Raw genomic sequence first — 14,647 nt, forward strand, 5'->3', positions numbered from 1 at the left:
TTGAATACAACCTTAATTTGCATTGAGGAATTATTTATATACTAGAATTTTCTTGAAAAAAGCTTTTACAAGGACTGACTTCGAATTTCTTCTTTTTCATCAGCTGACAACCCTAAAATGGCCGGATCAACCACAGGACCAACCGCACAATGACAATTTACTCGCTCTTTGGGAGAAAGCGTGGTATCTCTCGGAAACACACAACGCTCTCCGCTGCCTGGTATCTCGAATTCCTCATCCAAAGGAATGATCGTGCCATCCAGCTGCACATGACTTTCTCTGGACTGATTCTTTTTCCCGCCGCTGTGTTTCCATTGTTTTGCCGTCACAGCTGGAGATTGTACATATGATTCATGTTGAGCAACAGAAGAAGCGGTCAACACTTCAGTTACAGCTGTTACACGTGCACGTTTGCGACTGAATTCAGGAAGGTCCTTCAGCTCCAATTCAATCTCCTGGATAGACCGGCCTTCTTTTATGCCATCTTTCAAGGTTTGTTCAATAGCCTCATGAGTATTCAGCTGCATCAGCTGCGCCAACTCCTGAGACCATGATTCAATCCATTGTTCAGTTTTCTCAGAAAGAACCTTGAATGGAATATCTGCATCGATGGAATGCATGATCTTCTCAGCCAGCTGCGTGACAGTCAAAGTCAAGAATATGGCCGTTTCTTTTCCGAACAGCTCCGCAAATTCATCAGCTGCAAACAAGTCATTTTGAAAGAACGCTAGAATTGATTCTAACGTCTCCGAATCGTTCTTGGATATAAAACCATTCAGTTCATTCAAAAACATCCTACGTTGCAATCTGAACAATCTAGCGATGCTTTTCTCATAATCCTCCACCAAAGAAGGGATATCCTCCAGTTCAGGGAAATCAGCCACCGCCGCTTTGAGTTCCTCGACCTCATCTGCCTCCGCTTTTTGTACAAAGGTATTGATGTTTTTTATCAGCTGATCGATCTTGCTCATTTGCGGATCTCCTCTAGTTCATCCCTAACATCTTTTAAGAGATGGATCAGATCTTCCTGAGAACCCGCAGACTTTTGAAGAACCGTATCAAGTAAGCTAGTTGATGCCTTTGGCTTCGCCTCAATTGGTCGGTGATATTCTTCCTCTGGCCATTCTTCAAGTGTCTTACCAAGAATACGGCCAGCCAGATCACGCAGGTCATTCGGTGAAACCGCTCCTGCTTGAATAAACGGTGTAAGAACCTTTGCAATTTCGAGCGGATCACGAAAATCAGGACCATTTAATATGAGCCGCACATGCCAGAGATCAAGATCAGGAAGAAAGAGTGTATTGAGCTTGCCAGTGATGATCATTCTCTCCGGCTGGAATACCTGTTCTTCTGTCGTTTTTCGAGCGGTGTCAGCTGTGGCCTTGTTATAATCCTGTGATTCGCCTGTGTAGATCGGCGGCAGACGGAAAGAAGAACGTATCTTGTTTCTCGTCTTCTCGTCGTATTCAAGAAACAACGCATCCTCCTGGAGAATCTCGGCCAATGATTTTATATCCACCTTCACATTAGCCGGCTCTTCATCGTTCGATAGCTCATCCTTCTTCGGAATCCCTTCCACTTCTAGTAACAGGAATTTATGTGCATTGTCTGAGCCCTCGATGCCGTTCATGTATTCCTGCAGCTGTTCATACGAGGATTCAGAAAGCATTCCATTCTCTACAGTAATTGCAGCCGGCACATGCCGCCCTTGTTTAAAGTACAGATAGTTCAGCTCTTCAGCTTTGCGCGCTCCATACATATTGACGATGTTACCAATCCAGCGTGGAACACCATATGTACCGCTGCCAATCTTAAAGTGGATGACTTCGCTTGCTACAAGATCAGAAGGGGTGTCTTCTCTGTATTCTCCCGTAGCAGCGTTCAATGTTCTTGGATCACCGTACTCCTTGAAGAATACTTTTTTAGTGTTGACCTGCTGCACATACTTCCTGAATCTCTTCTTTCGCTTCAATGATTTCACTTGGCCATTTTCTGTGTATCGGAATTCGACGTCAACGGGATCGCTCAGCTTACAAACTCGTAAGTATTGTGCATCCAGGTACTCAATACCTGCAGGTTTCCCTGTACCTTCTCGAAGCACTTCCACAAATCCATTACCTGTTTTCTCTCGGTCTTCTATTACATAACCAAGAACCACTTCGGCTGACTCATCATAGTTCATATATCTGGCGAACTCTTCAAGTTGGGTCCATTCTTTCTCAGCTGCCTCTTTCTTTCCCTCTGGTGCATTCTCCGCGTTGAAGTCGAACGTGTATTCAACTCCCAAGCCAAATCCTAAAATATTCGTTTTGTACGCATCGATGCATTGTTGAAGAATGGTAGAATACTCGGCCATTTGTTTGAGCTCTTTGATATTGTATGGTGGCTCAATCACATCATCTATCTTGTAATTAAATCCATCTTCATAAATCTGCTTAGTGGTTTCAGACACATTTGCTTTCATCACTGTTGCTCTGACCGTTTTCATCAGCGTGACCTCCTTTCTCTGTTCGGGCGTGTCCGCTCTTTTGGTTTCTCTTTCAGATCAGTGACCTCATAGTCATCAAGCGCATACCAGATGGCCGATAAGGTATGAGGATCAATCTTAAACTCGTCTTCTATGATGTTACCGTTCTTGTCTGTCTTATATGTGAGCGGCTGAAGCTCATAGATCGTGTTTTTACATGAATCGGAACATATGATTTTCTTGAACCGTTTGACCTTCTTTGTGTACTGCAAGCGTGATCCCTGAAACTTACGAGCAGCCACCATGTTGTATCCCATCTTCCTGAAGTATGCGATTGTTTTCGGTTCAGCTGTATCCGCTTTGATCAGCTCTTTTGTTTTGGCAAATTCGATGAGCTCTTGTACAGTTTCATCATCGGTTGTGCCCTTTTGATAATACTCCCAATAGATGTATAGATATTTCTTCTCGTGATCGACAGCCAGTCGAATCAATGCGTTATATGACTCTACGAAACCAAAGTCCATGCCCGCTCTAAGTAAAGGCCGATTTATATTTGAGATGGCCAGCATCACATCTTCATGCGGCTGCACCTCGAATTGTGGCAGCACACGAATTCCGTTTATGCCAAAATGACCTTTCCTCGCAATTCGATAAAGGTCGGGATCATATTCTTTTAGTTCATCCAGCTGCTTAATGTAACTGACCGGAAGGAACAAGTTATCTTCAGCTGTAGAATGATGATAGTACGTATCGTTGATAGCGATAGTACGTTCCTTGTATAGTGTCTCGTCATCCAGGATAAATCGGTTGTTCTGATCGTCCTTAAAGAAGTGACGGTATGTCCAGTTATCCTGCCCGACAGGGTTCGTTGATAGTATCATGTGCAAATCCAAAGTCGGGTGACGCAAACGACCAAGTAACTCCTTGAATCCCTCGTATTTAACCTCTGAACACTCTTCAATCCATATGATCGAGATGTTGTTGATCGACTTCAACTTGGCTGGCTTGTCCAATCCTTTGAAAATGATCCGGCTGCCGCTATGGAATTTCAGCATGAGCGGAGATGTCCGGCACTGAATGACATGATCGAGTCCTAGATCATTCACGATCTCTTCAAAAAGCGAAAACGTGGAATCTCTGTGCGTGTCATAGACTTCACGAATCACAAGAGCGGTTCGCTTTTCATCTAACAGCTTCAGAATTAGCTTCAGGGCAATATGATAGCTTTTGGATGAGCCGTAACCGCCCACCAAGAACTGAAACTTCTGATCCCAGTCAAAAAGAAATTTTCTAAAGTGGGGGTTCACTTCTTTTTCCATCAATGTCCCCCCTTATCCTTGATAATGATTTCAAACGTTGAATCTTCTTTATTATTTGTAATCCGTTCCACTTCAGCTTTTGTCCTATCAATATTAAGCCTCATCTGTTCCAGTTTAAGCCGTCTTTCGTCTGTTTCATGGGCTATGTTGTCAAACTGCTTTATTAAGCCCCTAAGCTCAGACATCGCCCTAGATTGAGCATTCAAAAAAGTAGCATGTCGATCCCAAGCGAATTGAAACTCGTATTCTTCTTCCTCAATATCGGTTGAATCTGAAACGACTGATTTTTTCTTTTTCAGCTCTTTGATCATTTCGTCTTTGCTTTCAACGAACATGATTTTTTGTGCTCTTACAATCGCTGTGAACTGAATCTGTATTTGCTCCCATAGCAAATCAACGGGGGAAAACTCCTGAATGTCCTGCATGATCTCAAACGCTTCAGCCGGCATGTGCTTTGAGTAAAACCCATGCGTCTTTGCGTTTTGGTTTCGTATTGGTGCTGCGCCCCCGCTATTACCTAGCGCATTAACATTACCGGGTTGACCACCCTTTTTTGTGTGCACACTTTTTTCTCTTGGTGCACCCTTTTTCCTTTCCCAACCATGCCGCTTTTTCCATGATTTTATGGTGTTGATCGACACCCCGTATTTCTCGGCAAGGTCCTTGTATTTCATACCTTTGACGTAATCTTTCTGCGCCTGAATGTGCTTTTCTGCCATTTACATTCACCTGCCACCTCCTTCTGATTCGTGTTTGTTTTGGGATTTTTATTTTCTCTAAACTGCCGCCGCACTCTACCTTTAAGCCGATGCTTGATGTAAAGATTCACCGGAAGCAGTTTACAGGGAACAAAAAAACGCCCTCCAATGGAAAGCGCTTCTAAATAGTTCTTATGAATCAAATTCTTCGGGTAAATCCTCTCTGCGGAGGAATTCCCATTCTGTAATAATCTTTTGATCTTCTACGTCATGAGAAAGAATAGTAACTATCTCAAATTTCTTAACCTTATCAAGATATTCTCTCCCTGTTTCACACAACCATTTTTTTATGTCAATATCCTTTAATCCACAAGGAGCATTTACAATAGCAGTCCCAGATACTCTTAATTCCAATAAACAGTTTCCGTTTTTATTGAAATAGACACCCTCATAATCACCGTTTCTTGGGCTTTCCTCACATTTGACTTTTTGTCGCTCAGCTTCTTCTCGACGAAGTTTTTCTTCTTCATCTCTTTGACGTACAATTGCTTTCTGCTGAGGACTATAGTTCCTCATATCATATCTATAACCCATAGTATCACCTCCCCCCTTTATATCGGCAAAAAATGAGCATATAGAACTATTTGCAAAATTTGTCGATCGAAAAAGTGACCTCTCTTTTGGGAAAGCGCTTGGATATATTCTTTATAAACCGGGCCTACAATCAGAGGTCTCCTTTTAAAGCCGATTGTCTATTTCGAGATTCACCGGGAACTATTTACAGAAAATACAAAAAGACACCTAAATAGTGATGCCTTTTATTATTAGATTGTCATGAGTCATCACTTGAATTACTTTGTTTTTCAAACATATTTACTCTATTCATAAAATATTCTAGATTCCTATCAAAATAGTGATAATTTATTAGCATAATCATTATTAGAGCACCGTTACATATTTCAAGTATTATTGTTTTTACACTGAGTAAATTTAGATCTGTCCAACAGAGTATTATTATAGTTACAAATGACAGCATTAAACTAGTAAGCAATCCCCTTCTTGCATGCAGTTGTCCCAAACGATAACTGTATATGTTTTTGATTTCCTTACCGATTTTTTCCTCTTCAACAATTCGCTTGTCTATCTTAAACTCTCTATCAAAGTAAATTAGCCATTTTCTTTTTCTGTATTCAGGAACTACAAACCACAAAAACAAGCTAATCTGATGAATGATATGTCCTAAAATTATTCCTAGTGCTGCAGCCAGTGCTGTAAATCCTACAAGCGAGAACCCTTTATACTTTAAAATATGTGGTATGTATTCTGGTTCGTTTATCAAGTAAAACAGGGTTATAAATATCATAAATACCCATCCTGGTAATCCCCATCTTACTAAATATTTCGATTCAAAATTCAACTTAATCGCCTCCCACCTTATTATCGGTGAAAGAAAATGGTAATGAAATAATATGCGAAATTTGTTGAACGAAAAGCAACCTCCGCAATAGAAGCCGCTCTCAAACAAAATAATGTGCAGTTTTACGCAAAAAAACACCTTATCTCCTAAGGTGTCCGATACTTGTTTGTTAATTTTAAGAAACGTCTTTTGCTTTTCTTTTGAGACATTTCATCTATGCACTCTTGTAGCAATGTTTTATATCTGCTCGCTTTTTTTAGCATTCGTGAATGAGTTATAGATTGATAACCCCAGATTATAATAGCAGTATAAAAGGTCATTAATATAATCAATGGCGCTGCTCCTTCAACGTCTGCCAAACTAAGACCATAATTTATTGTACTACCTAATATTACAGCCAAAATCGTAAAGAAAGCAGTAGTAAAATGACTTGAAGCTTTATGATTATCGATCCCTTCTTCAAGCCTGTCCAAAAGCATTTTAATTTTTTTACTATCATGATGCTTTTTGATTTTTTCTTTAAATGCTGTTTGTTCAGCAAAATTTGCTTTATGCATATTCTTCCCAAAGCGCAGCAAATACATTGGCACGTCTCTAATCTGACCAAATGATGTAAATTCGTTAGTTTCGTTAATTTCATTCATAAGAATCACCTCCTAAACTTATATCGGAGGTGATTTGGAAATTTTCAGGTGTTCAGTGAAATGGTTTTATTTAACGTAAAATTCGCTAGTGTAGAACGTTCCAACAGTTTCAACGTGGTTGCCTTGCTTGTCATAACGTTCTACATCAACTCTAAATCGATAAGTACCTTTCTTGTTATCAAGTGATTCCTTGATGCTGAATTCATCGTACTGTTTCTCTGCTGGGTTCAACAGGTTAGGTGAATTCGTTTTGATTGTTACCCATTTCCCTTCTACTTTTCGTTGAGGAATAAGGTTTGGCCCACAAATGTAATCATTGTGATTCTGAATCGCAACAATCACAACCTTGTCCTTTCCTAAAGTATGATTTGCTTTTTTTGGATTAGCAGATACACCAAATTTTGATGCCATGCTCATCATCTCCCTCTTTATATTTTTGCGCTCCTATCCCTCGCCAAAGCACCTGCAGCCATACACCCAAAAGACGACTGTTCCCAAAATTTATCGTTTTCTTCGGATACGGCCGCTTTGTCTTTGATACGTTTCGCGTCTCGTCCCCATTATTTCTTCCCAATCGCGCGTCGTTATCGGATCAGCATCGCTCTTCTTTCGATTAGAACCAGGAGCAATGCTTTTAAATTGCTTTAATGTCTCTTTAGAAACAGAATCCCTGATCTTCATGTTCATACTCTCCTTGCCGAATAAGCACCACCTTACGCTATTCGCTTAAATAGATTTTGCAATGATGACTACACTCCGAGAGGATGCCAAGTACAGTCAATCATCAAGTAAAATGAAAAACTGTCCTCGATACGGCTGCCGCAGACCAGCTGCTATCCAGGCTCAGAATGTCCCTCTCGTATGGCCACATTCCTCAACACCTTTGTTCCGTATCCAGATACGCCATTGATAAGGGAAAGACGCGTCTCCCAATAAAAAAGCGGACACCAATCAAGGCACTTAAAGTGCTCAATGATCAGCGTCCGCAGGTTCTTCCTTCTGGACAAAATATTCACGTTCGTTTTGCTTGTCTCTATCATACGATGATTCACTTAGGAAAAAAGGTCCCCTTTTTATCCCCCGTTTTGTCAGCTTTTTGTCGGCTATTTATCGGTGTTTTATCGCCAAACAAAAAAGAGCATTCATTAAATTGAATGCTCTTCGGTAGGCTTTATTGTAACTATCATTCTTCTTTCTAAATCATGAATGCTTTCAAATTGCACAATACAAAAGGAAGGGGATAATTCCCCTTCCTTATTTAAGCAATTCCACTATATTTGATATATCTTTTGGTAATAAAGATTTGTGTAATGCTTCATCAATAGTCTTTAACATGGATATAAGTAATTCCTCTCCTGTTTCTGACAAGACTATATAGGCACTTCTTTTATCCCCCGGATAAGTTATTCGTGATACAAGTTCTCCGTCTTTATAATTTTGAAGTCTGGATACCATTCTCGACAAAGCACTCAAGCTTAAATCAATTTTGGAATGTAGTTCCTGTAATCGTAGTTTTTTTTGATCCGCTTCCGAAAGAGTATAGAGTAAAGTAAACTCTTTTATGTCTAATCCAAATTGATCTTTTAAGGTATAGTCAATAGCGTTTGTAATTCTATTGTAGTATTTGGAAAAATTGAACCAAGTTTCAATTAAGTTCTCAGTTTTCATAGTGTACTCCTATTTATAGTATCTTACTTTCTAGAATAACTTAATGAATTAAGGGCTGCAAACATAAAACATGTTTAAGAAATGCATGAACGGATAATATATAGCTACAAAATTGTTTGCGCAAGCAAATAAGGGAGGGGATCTAATAAGAACTATACCAGTTGTTGGATAGAGAAAGTAAGCAATGGAGAGGAGTCGTTGATCCAAACAGAAATTATTACTAATGACTGGGATGATTTAACTTTACCAGATGCAATGTGGGAATACGTGCAGAGTCGACCTGGTTGGTTACCGTTCTCTACTTTAGATTAACTTAAAAGTACTATTTATAGTGTTGATACCACAAAGGAAGTTGGTTTGAGGTTAGAGTAGTCAGAAAGAGGTGACGGTATTGAGTATAGCTATTTTGTTAATCCGTATCCTATTAGGACTTACTTTCATTGGACATGGATTACAAAAAACCATAGGTTGGTTTGGGATAAATGTATGGAATAAGACTGTAGAGAGTTTCGGCCATATGAGATTAAAGCCTCCTAAGTTAATGGCTTTCTTTGCAGCACTGTCTGAAATTGGAGGAGGTTTGCTATTAGCCTTGGGTCTTTTAACACCACTTGCATCCATTCTGATTATAGCTGCCATGGTAGCAGCTATCATTACGGTAACAGGAAGAAACGGGTATTGGATTACAAATAATGGTGCTGAATATAACATGCTTATTATTTTTGTTGCAATCGCCATAATAATTGTCGGACCAGGTATATATTCATTAGATCATATATTATTTTAAATTTTATATACTAGAAAGGTAGTGTGTCCCTATGAGTAACATCATTAGAGGTATTGATCACATCGGTATTACAGTTCCAGATATGGAGGAAGCAACTGATTTTCTACAAAAAGCATTTGGCGCTACAGTAGCTTATGATTCTAAGAAGCCTGAGGAAGGAACTATAGGCGGTGAAGAAATCGAGAAAATTCTTGGATTGAAAAAAGGTTCAGAAGTTGTTCACATGAGAGTAGTGTCTATAGGAGAAAGTATTAGTATGGAGCTATTCCAATATCAAGGTATAGAACAAAGAAAACCGAGTAATCCAGATGATTTGGGTATTCAGCATTTTGCTGTTTATGTAGATAATATGAAGGAAGCTGTTACAAAGTTTGAACCGCTGGTGGTCAATTAAATACCCAACCTACAAAAATTCTTAATGAGATAGAGGGAAATGACGAGGCGAATCAATTTGCCTATGGTACAACCCCGTGGGGAATGGTAATTGAGCTTATAACTTATCCTAATGGGATAGATTATCCGAAAAATAGTAATGCAAAAAGATTTACTCCTCCAAAGAGATAAGAATTATAAGAAAAACAACCAATCCAGTTTGGATTGGTTGTTTTAATATGTTGCGTTATCAAAAATAAAAACAGAAACTATCGTATACCTCTACTATACTGTACTGGAGGTGTGACCTTATGCGTGATAGCTTTTATAGCATGTAATCCCCAATAAGGATCGTTTAACATACCTCTGGCGATTGCTACAAGATCAGCATCTCCATTTGCTAATGTCGCCTCTGCGACTTGAGGAGTACTCAATTTGCCAACAGCTATAACCGGGGTTTTCAAAGCTTCTTTAAATGCGCTAGCAAAAGGAACCTGGTATGCAGGGTGGTTGCCGGGCTTTTTCTTTCCAGGAATACCTTCTCCTCCACTTGATACGTGGAACATATCTACCCCAGCATTTCTAAAACGTTTGGCCATCTTTATTGCATGATCTATTTCATAACCACCATCAATATATTCAATCGCAGACATTCTCATGATAAGAGGCATATCTTCTGGTATTACTGACCGAACAGCTTTGACAACTTCTTCTCCAAATAGAGCAAGGTCCTTACCGTAAGCGTCCTGTCTGTTATTTATGGCAGGAGACATAAATTGATGTAACAAATAACCATGAGCTCCATGCAATTCTATAGTATCAAATCCAGCTTTAACTGCTCGACTTGCAGCATCTTTGAATTGCATAATTATAGTCTGGATTTCGTCAGTCTCCAAAGCTCTAGGTGGCTTGAGACTACCATTCTTTGTCTCGTCAGGTAATACTTCTACAGGTATATCTGATGGGCCAACAGGCTGTTCAGCATCTTCTGCTTTTCGACCAGCATGAGCAATTTGTATAGCTGCCTTTGCTCCATGTTTGTGAATTTCGTTAATGATTCGTTTATATGCAGGTACTGAATCATCAGACCATAACCCTAAGTCGCCATTTGTGATCCTACCTTCCGGAGTAACACTTGTCATTTCCATAATGATTAATCCGGTACCACCAATAGCTCGTGAAACATAGTGGACAAAATGCCACTCGTTAGGAATACCGTCTCCTTTCTCGACGGAGTATTGGCACATTGGTGCCATTACAATCCTGTTTTTAAGCTCAAGATTTTTAATGCTAAACGGTGTAGAAATAGTTGCCATTATAAGTATACCTCACTCTCTATTATTTGTTTGCGCATGCAAATAAAATATAACATCCGTCTCTTTATGTCAATATTTCTATCTCAGAGAAATTTGTACATAGCCATGCAATTGATCTTTGTAAGACATATATGGAAATCAAAACAGAATGCAGTTCAAATCGTTTAAAGAAAAAATTAAACATAAAAAAACAGCGCTCAGATTATTCCGAGTGCTGTTGCGATATTGTTAATAGCTTGTCTTTTCACCTGATAAAACTTATCTCTTTTTATACCCAGTTCAATCATGATTTCAAGATCCTTTATTTTTTCCGGAGACAAATATTTCTTTTCTATGATGCTGTATTCATCTTGATCAAGGCAGTGCATTAGCGCCCTATCCATCTGCTTGACCTTCAGCTCATTATATTCGGTGCTTTTCCGCAGCTGCGGGAATAACCCAATGACTCCCTTTTCCTTTTGCTCTCTCCTATTTTTCGCTTGTATTTTTAGTGATCTATACGTTTTCAGTTCTTTGATGACTGTGTTTCGCACTTCTTTTTCATTAACTTCTGAAATTAATGATAATTGTTTAACTAACAATGTACACCCTCCTATTGCAAATGAAAGACACCAACCAAATACATTTGTAACCGATTGGTGTCCGGGTATCTTCTCAAGACTTTAAGCTTTGTTTTTTAGAGCTTCTATACTAATTATACGTACGTTCTCAGTTTCAGTTTTTAGATATCCTTTTTCCAAACCTAAAAGGAGTTCAACCTCTTCTCTAAGCAAACTTAACTGATAATCTTTAGAGAGCTTTTGCAGAAATTCTTTACCATCTAAAACATCATTTTCAATCAGAAGTTCAACCGCTTGCCTAATAGCAACTGGTTCTTCCAAATTCTTGGTATCATCAAAAGGTTCATTTAATCTCCAATTATTTCTGCTTATTTGGCGCTGTAAATATTGATATTGATTAGGAGTTATTACACCTAGTCTATGAGCTCTTACTATCATTGCACTAATTGAAACACACCACTTTTTCTTTAAGTGTTTATAATAATTAAGGTCAGTTCGATGCAGTGAAACATCTTTAAAAAATGCATCCTTAGGTAATAAGAAAGCAGAAGCAAATTCGTTAGCTTCTTCCTCTATTTTCTTAAACTCCTCTTTAGATATTTCGTAGGTGTTCAATTCTGGATCGTGTAAAATTTTATGCGCCAATTCATGAGCAGCTGTAAACTGTCTTCGATAAAATGATCTCTTATCACTGCCTAATACAATGGTGTAGTATTCCTTATCTTCAATAATTTGATTACTGCCAAAAGCATCAATACTGTTAGTGCTCGTATTAATTGATGTAACAACAAACCCATTTTCCTCTAGAAGCCCCACCATATTCCTTATTGGTTCACTTCCTAGTCCCCAATGCTCTCTCACTTTCATTGCAACTTCTTCTATATCTAAAGGTACGTCATAGTCGAATTTAGGCAAATTAAGAGCTGGAAAGTCAATATATTCTTCCATAAAATGACGTATTACAGTGAGATATTTAACGCGATCATTTTGCATTTCTCTCTCTTTTTTTCCAGTGGATAGTAGTGATTTAAAATATGTGTTTCCAGTCTTAACATCAATACCTTCTTGATAAAAATAATCTTTCGGGAACTTTAATACATCAATTAATTTAAGTACACTCTCGAAAGGAGGTGATGATTTTCCATTTTCATATTTTGAGATCATTTGTTTACTAACACCTAGTTTATCCGCTAAATCAGTAATAGTTAATCCTCTATATATTCTTCCTTCCCTTAATCTATTTCCATTAAATTTAGTATTTATCATTAATTATACCCTCCACTTTAACAGGAAAGTATCAACTATCCTTTTTGTGATTTTTCTTGGTGCTTTTAAGATTAGGCAACTTTTTCTTGTCCTGAATTTTCTTTTGAATTTCTGGTTTTAATACAGGAATAGTTTTATTAGTATTACCCGTTCCGTTTTTAGAGTTACTAACTTGTTCATTAAGCTTAGATTCTTCATAAGCAGGATTGATGAAGGCACTCCAATCTTCTTTATAAACTAATCTAAAATCAGATGAAAACAAATTAGCATCTACCTTCACAGCTTTCCCTTTTTCTTCTTTTAAAGTAACGAAAATTACTTGATCAATCTCCGTATAATTTTCACCCAACATCTTTATAGCCTCGAATTTACGTTTTTCATTATAATCTTCAATACCTGAATTAAACAATGTTCCTTGTACACATTCCCCTGAAACATGATAATGGTCATCAAATTTAATATTTTTATACAAAAAAGCATGGAAATAATGAATTTTACTTTTCCCAAAATTCTTCCGTACTCTTTCTAGGTTACTCTCTTTAGTGTATATGTACAGAGTACGATTTTTTAAGCTCATTGCAAATTCCCAAAACCTTCTATTTGAAATTAAAGTCCTTATGTCACTTTTTTCATCTTCAAGGGTTTGAATACGATTAAACCTTATATCCCACGCGCTCATACCTCTAGAATTAAAAGTTGCTCTATAACCCATAAATTCCTTCAAATCTTGGAGAGATGTGTTAACAGGGTCTGAAAAAGCCCTGACTAAATTAGATTTAAACTCTGTTTCTCCCAAATCATATTTTCGCATCCCAAAATCCCCTGCCTCTTTTTAAAAATAAACTACATTTACGTTTATTATAAAAAAAGTCAACCAAAAATGCAATATCAGGGAAGTTTATAACCATAATCAAAGTTGACTATGGAAAATTTACCCTCTTTTGTCTGAACACTTGTTTTTCCATATTTCGGCGTGTTCGATAAGTATGCCGAACCTTTCCAACCATCAAGTATAACCACTTTAATTTTGTTTTGTTCAATCAAGGCCCCAACGGAAAGCTGGTGTATGTTTTCAAGTTCAATAGGTCGGTTCATTTTGCAGCACTCCCCATGTTATAATGAATTGTGCAGATTCAATAGAACTGGGGCCTTGTGCTTCGGTTCTTTTTATTTGCCCTGAAGAGCTTGCAAATCACGTACACACATTCTAAAGAAGTGTTCGTCCCTTAAATCTAAAGACAGGTCAATCAAAGCCCTCAGATCAACTTCTGTCAGAACCTCATCCAAATTTTCAGCCCAAGACTTTGGAACAACCAAGGTGTTTCCACTAAGGAACCTTACTAAAATGTCATCTTCAGATACTTTAAGTACATAACCTTCTTTGTTAAGTGTTTCTCTTTTGCCTTTCCTTGATGCTTTGATCCAGTCTCCTTCTAAGAATTTGTTTTTCATCTGATAATCCTCCATCCTTTCCTGATCCGACTGAGCAGTTCATATTTTTTAAGTGGTTCATAGAGATAGACGCGTTGTCCATCCTCTTTACGATAAAGCAGGAACCACCGTTTTGATCGTTTGCGTGTCACTTTAGACTACTCCGATTTGCTGAGGTGGTATGAGAGTAGAGACTTCGATTTCAATTCTTGGTGTGCTGCTATAGAATTTGCTTACATGTAGATCGACTATCTGGCTATCATCGTGCCAAATGACTTTATTCAGGCCATCTTTTATCCCTTTGATGTAGTTATCAACATCTGGCTTCTTAGCTGGTCGCAGCTCACCTCTTTCAGCTGCTACTGCTTTTTTCTTGCTGAAGCTTTTTAATATGGATTTATAGACTTTCACTTTCAATTCAAGTGGACCTGTAAGGAGCTGATCTGGACGATGATCACTTGCTGCCAACTTCACGTATTGCTTAAAGTCTCGTGACTTCTTGGGGTCGTATAACCTTGTCATTCCATTCATATGAGTAGCTCTTGGACGCCCCTGTGCAACCGGTTCTCCGTAGATGGTAAATGCTATCTTCATTCAGATGCCTCCATCCTAGCGTTATATGTTAACACCCTGCTGCCACGTTGACTCTTGAGAGAGATGACGAGCATTTCGAGTTCATAGAGTGATAAATTTTTGGGGTTC

Annotated in this window: 19 protein-coding genes; 2 read left to right on the top strand and 17 right to left on the bottom strand. The window is 38.4% G+C overall.

Translation table 11 applies throughout. The features are described from left to right. Positions 1 to 65: 65 nt before the first annotated feature. The 10 genes from ACYH0L_RS11845 to ACYH0L_RS11890 all read right to left on the bottom strand — a co-directional run bounded on the left by ACYH0L_RS11845 (position 66) and on the right by ACYH0L_RS11890 (position 8,213). Complete coding sequence (locus tag ACYH0L_RS11845; RefSeq protein ID WP_482354053.1) at positions 66 to 971, bottom strand: phage minor head protein; 906 nt, start codon at positions 969 to 971, stop codon at positions 66 to 68. Then, entirely contained in the window at positions 968 to 2,488 is a 1,521-nt protein-coding gene (locus ACYH0L_RS11850) for a phage portal protein (RefSeq protein WP_482354054.1), read from the bottom strand. Before ACYH0L_RS11850 ends, ACYH0L_RS11845 begins: the two co-directional genes overlap by 4 nt. Further along, on the bottom strand, positions 2,488 to 3,786 hold the full coding sequence (locus ACYH0L_RS11855; RefSeq protein WP_482354055.1) for a PBSX family phage terminase large subunit: 1,299 nt from the start codon (positions 3,784 to 3,786) through the stop codon (positions 2,488 to 2,490). The genes ACYH0L_RS11850 and ACYH0L_RS11855 overlap by 1 nt, the downstream gene beginning before the upstream one ends. Next, positions 3,786 to 4,505 (bottom strand): phage terminase small subunit, encoded by a 720-nt coding sequence (gene terS / locus ACYH0L_RS11860; RefSeq protein WP_482354056.1) that lies wholly within the window; start codon positions 4,503 to 4,505, stop codon positions 3,786 to 3,788. Before terS ends, ACYH0L_RS11855 begins: the two co-directional genes overlap by 1 nt. A gap of 171 nt (positions 4,506 to 4,676) precedes the next feature. Beyond that, positions 4,677 to 5,078, bottom strand: a complete 402-nt coding sequence (locus tag ACYH0L_RS11865; RefSeq protein ID WP_482354057.1) for a hypothetical protein — start codon at positions 5,076 to 5,078, stop codon at positions 4,677 to 4,679. 238 nt (positions 5,079 to 5,316) lie between these two features. Further along, entirely contained in the window at positions 5,317 to 5,901 is a 585-nt protein-coding gene (locus tag ACYH0L_RS11870; protein ID WP_482354058.1) for a BA5345 family protein, read from the bottom strand. Between the two features lie 146 nt (positions 5,902 to 6,047). Then, the gene (locus tag ACYH0L_RS11875; RefSeq protein WP_482354059.1) at positions 6,048 to 6,545 is read right to left on the bottom strand and encodes a hypothetical protein; all 498 of its coding nucleotides are present in this window, start codon (positions 6,543 to 6,545) and stop codon (positions 6,048 to 6,050) included. A 66-nt stretch (positions 6,546 to 6,611) separates the two neighbouring features. Next, entirely contained in the window at positions 6,612 to 6,956 is a 345-nt protein-coding gene (locus ACYH0L_RS11880) for a structural protein (RefSeq protein WP_482354060.1), read from the bottom strand. 90 nt (positions 6,957 to 7,046) lie between these two features. Beyond that, complete coding sequence (locus ACYH0L_RS11885) at positions 7,047 to 7,226, bottom strand: hypothetical protein (RefSeq protein ID WP_341081729.1); 180 nt, start codon at positions 7,224 to 7,226, stop codon at positions 7,047 to 7,049. 573 nt (positions 7,227 to 7,799) lie between these two features. Then, positions 7,800 to 8,213, bottom strand: a complete 414-nt coding sequence (locus ACYH0L_RS11890; RefSeq protein WP_482354061.1) for a MarR family winged helix-turn-helix transcriptional regulator — start codon at positions 8,211 to 8,213, stop codon at positions 7,800 to 7,802. Between the two features lie 382 nt (positions 8,214 to 8,595). Here ACYH0L_RS11890 and ACYH0L_RS11895 point away from each other — a divergent pair, with 382 nt between their 5' ends. Beyond that, positions 8,596 to 9,000: a DoxX family protein gene (locus ACYH0L_RS11895; RefSeq protein WP_482354062.1), complete on the top strand. Its 405-nt coding sequence runs from the start codon at positions 8,596 to 8,598 to the stop codon at positions 8,998 to 9,000. Between the two features lie 31 nt (positions 9,001 to 9,031). Then, complete coding sequence (locus ACYH0L_RS11900; RefSeq protein ID WP_482354063.1) at positions 9,032 to 9,394, top strand: VOC family protein; 363 nt, start codon at positions 9,032 to 9,034, stop codon at positions 9,392 to 9,394. Between the two features lie 247 nt (positions 9,395 to 9,641). Here the strand turns inward: ACYH0L_RS11900 and ACYH0L_RS11905 are convergent, their stop codons facing one another. The 7 genes from ACYH0L_RS11905 to ACYH0L_RS11935 all read right to left on the bottom strand — a co-directional run bounded on the left by ACYH0L_RS11905 (position 9,642) and on the right by ACYH0L_RS11935 (position 14,539). After that, entirely contained in the window at positions 9,642 to 10,688 is a 1,047-nt protein-coding gene (locus ACYH0L_RS11905) for an NADH:flavin oxidoreductase/NADH oxidase (RefSeq protein ID WP_482354064.1), read from the bottom strand. A 197-nt stretch (positions 10,689 to 10,885) separates the two neighbouring features. Next, complete coding sequence (locus ACYH0L_RS11910) at positions 10,886 to 11,269, bottom strand: ArpU family phage packaging/lysis transcriptional regulator (RefSeq protein ID WP_482354065.1); 384 nt, start codon at positions 11,267 to 11,269, stop codon at positions 10,886 to 10,888. Positions 11,270 to 11,350: 81 nt separating this feature from the next. Further along, positions 11,351 to 12,514, bottom strand: coding sequence for a helix-turn-helix domain-containing protein (locus ACYH0L_RS11915; RefSeq protein WP_482354066.1), 1,164 nt, complete (start codon positions 12,512 to 12,514; stop codon positions 11,351 to 11,353). Between the two features lie 31 nt (positions 12,515 to 12,545). After that, a complete protein-coding gene (locus ACYH0L_RS11920; protein ID WP_482354067.1) occupies positions 12,546 to 13,325 on the bottom strand; it encodes a DUF5986 family protein in 780 nt (259 codons plus the stop codon). 77 nt (positions 13,326 to 13,402) lie between these two features. Then, positions 13,403 to 13,609 carry an XtrA/YqaO family protein gene (locus tag ACYH0L_RS11925; protein WP_482354068.1) on the bottom strand — a complete coding sequence of 69 codons (207 nt, stop codon included), beginning with the start codon at positions 13,607 to 13,609 and terminating at the stop codon, positions 13,403 to 13,405. Positions 13,610 to 13,681: 72 nt separating this feature from the next. After that, a complete protein-coding gene (locus ACYH0L_RS11930; protein ID WP_171465196.1) occupies positions 13,682 to 13,966 on the bottom strand; it encodes a hypothetical protein in 285 nt (94 codons plus the stop codon). Positions 13,967 to 14,098: 132 nt separating this feature from the next. Then, on the bottom strand, positions 14,099 to 14,539 hold the full coding sequence (locus ACYH0L_RS11935) for a RusA family crossover junction endodeoxyribonuclease (protein WP_413544983.1): 441 nt from the start codon (positions 14,537 to 14,539) through the stop codon (positions 14,099 to 14,101). Positions 14,540 to 14,647 lie beyond the last annotated feature (108 nt).

This window comes from Bacillus sp. MC1252 (assembly GCF_056838025.1).

Excerpts from the sequence above, each read along its gene's own strand:
- ACYH0L_RS11850 (WP_482354054.1), bottom strand. The coding sequence starts at position 2,488 with ATGAAAACGGTCAGAGCAACAGTGATGAAAGCAAATGTGTCTGAAACC.
- ACYH0L_RS11890 (WP_482354061.1), bottom strand. The coding sequence starts at position 8,213 with ATGAAAACTGAGAACTTAATTGAAACTTGGTTCAATTTTTCCAAATAC.
- ACYH0L_RS11885 (WP_341081729.1), bottom strand. The coding sequence starts at position 7,226 with ATGAAGATCAGGGATTCTGTTTCTAAAGAGACATTAAAGCAATTTAAA.
- ACYH0L_RS11935 (WP_413544983.1), bottom strand. The coding sequence starts at position 14,539 with ATGAAGATAGCATTTACCATCTACGGAGAACCGGTTGCACAGGGGCGT.
- ACYH0L_RS11925 (WP_482354068.1), bottom strand. The coding sequence starts at position 13,609 with ATGAACCGACCTATTGAACTTGAAAACATACACCAGCTTTCCGTTGGG.
- ACYH0L_RS11875 (WP_482354059.1), bottom strand. The coding sequence starts at position 6,545 with ATGAATGAAATTAACGAAACTAACGAATTTACATCATTTGGTCAGATT.
- ACYH0L_RS11880 (WP_482354060.1), bottom strand. The coding sequence starts at position 6,956 with ATGGCATCAAAATTTGGTGTATCTGCTAATCCAAAAAAAGCAAATCAT.
- terS (WP_482354056.1), bottom strand. The coding sequence starts at position 4,505 with ATGGCAGAAAAGCACATTCAGGCGCAGAAAGATTACGTCAAAGGTATG.
- ACYH0L_RS11900 (WP_482354063.1), top strand. The coding sequence starts at position 9,032 with ATGAGTAACATCATTAGAGGTATTGATCACATCGGTATTACAGTTCCA.
- ACYH0L_RS11855 (WP_482354055.1), bottom strand. The coding sequence starts at position 3,786 with ATGGAAAAAGAAGTGAACCCCCACTTTAGAAAATTTCTTTTTGACTGG.
- ACYH0L_RS11915 (WP_482354066.1), bottom strand. The coding sequence starts at position 12,514 with ATGATAAATACTAAATTTAATGGAAATAGATTAAGGGAAGGAAGAATA.
- ACYH0L_RS11920 (WP_482354067.1), bottom strand. The coding sequence starts at position 13,325 with ATGCGAAAATATGATTTGGGAGAAACAGAGTTTAAATCTAATTTAGTC.
- ACYH0L_RS11905 (WP_482354064.1), bottom strand. The coding sequence starts at position 10,688 with ATGGCAACTATTTCTACACCGTTTAGCATTAAAAATCTTGAGCTTAAA.
- ACYH0L_RS11845 (WP_482354053.1), bottom strand. The coding sequence starts at position 971 with ATGAGCAAGATCGATCAGCTGATAAAAAACATCAATACCTTTGTACAA.
- ACYH0L_RS11865 (WP_482354057.1), bottom strand. The coding sequence starts at position 5,078 with ATGGGTTATAGATATGATATGAGGAACTATAGTCCTCAGCAGAAAGCA.
- ACYH0L_RS11930 (WP_171465196.1), bottom strand. The coding sequence starts at position 13,966 with ATGAAAAACAAATTCTTAGAAGGAGACTGGATCAAAGCATCAAGGAAA.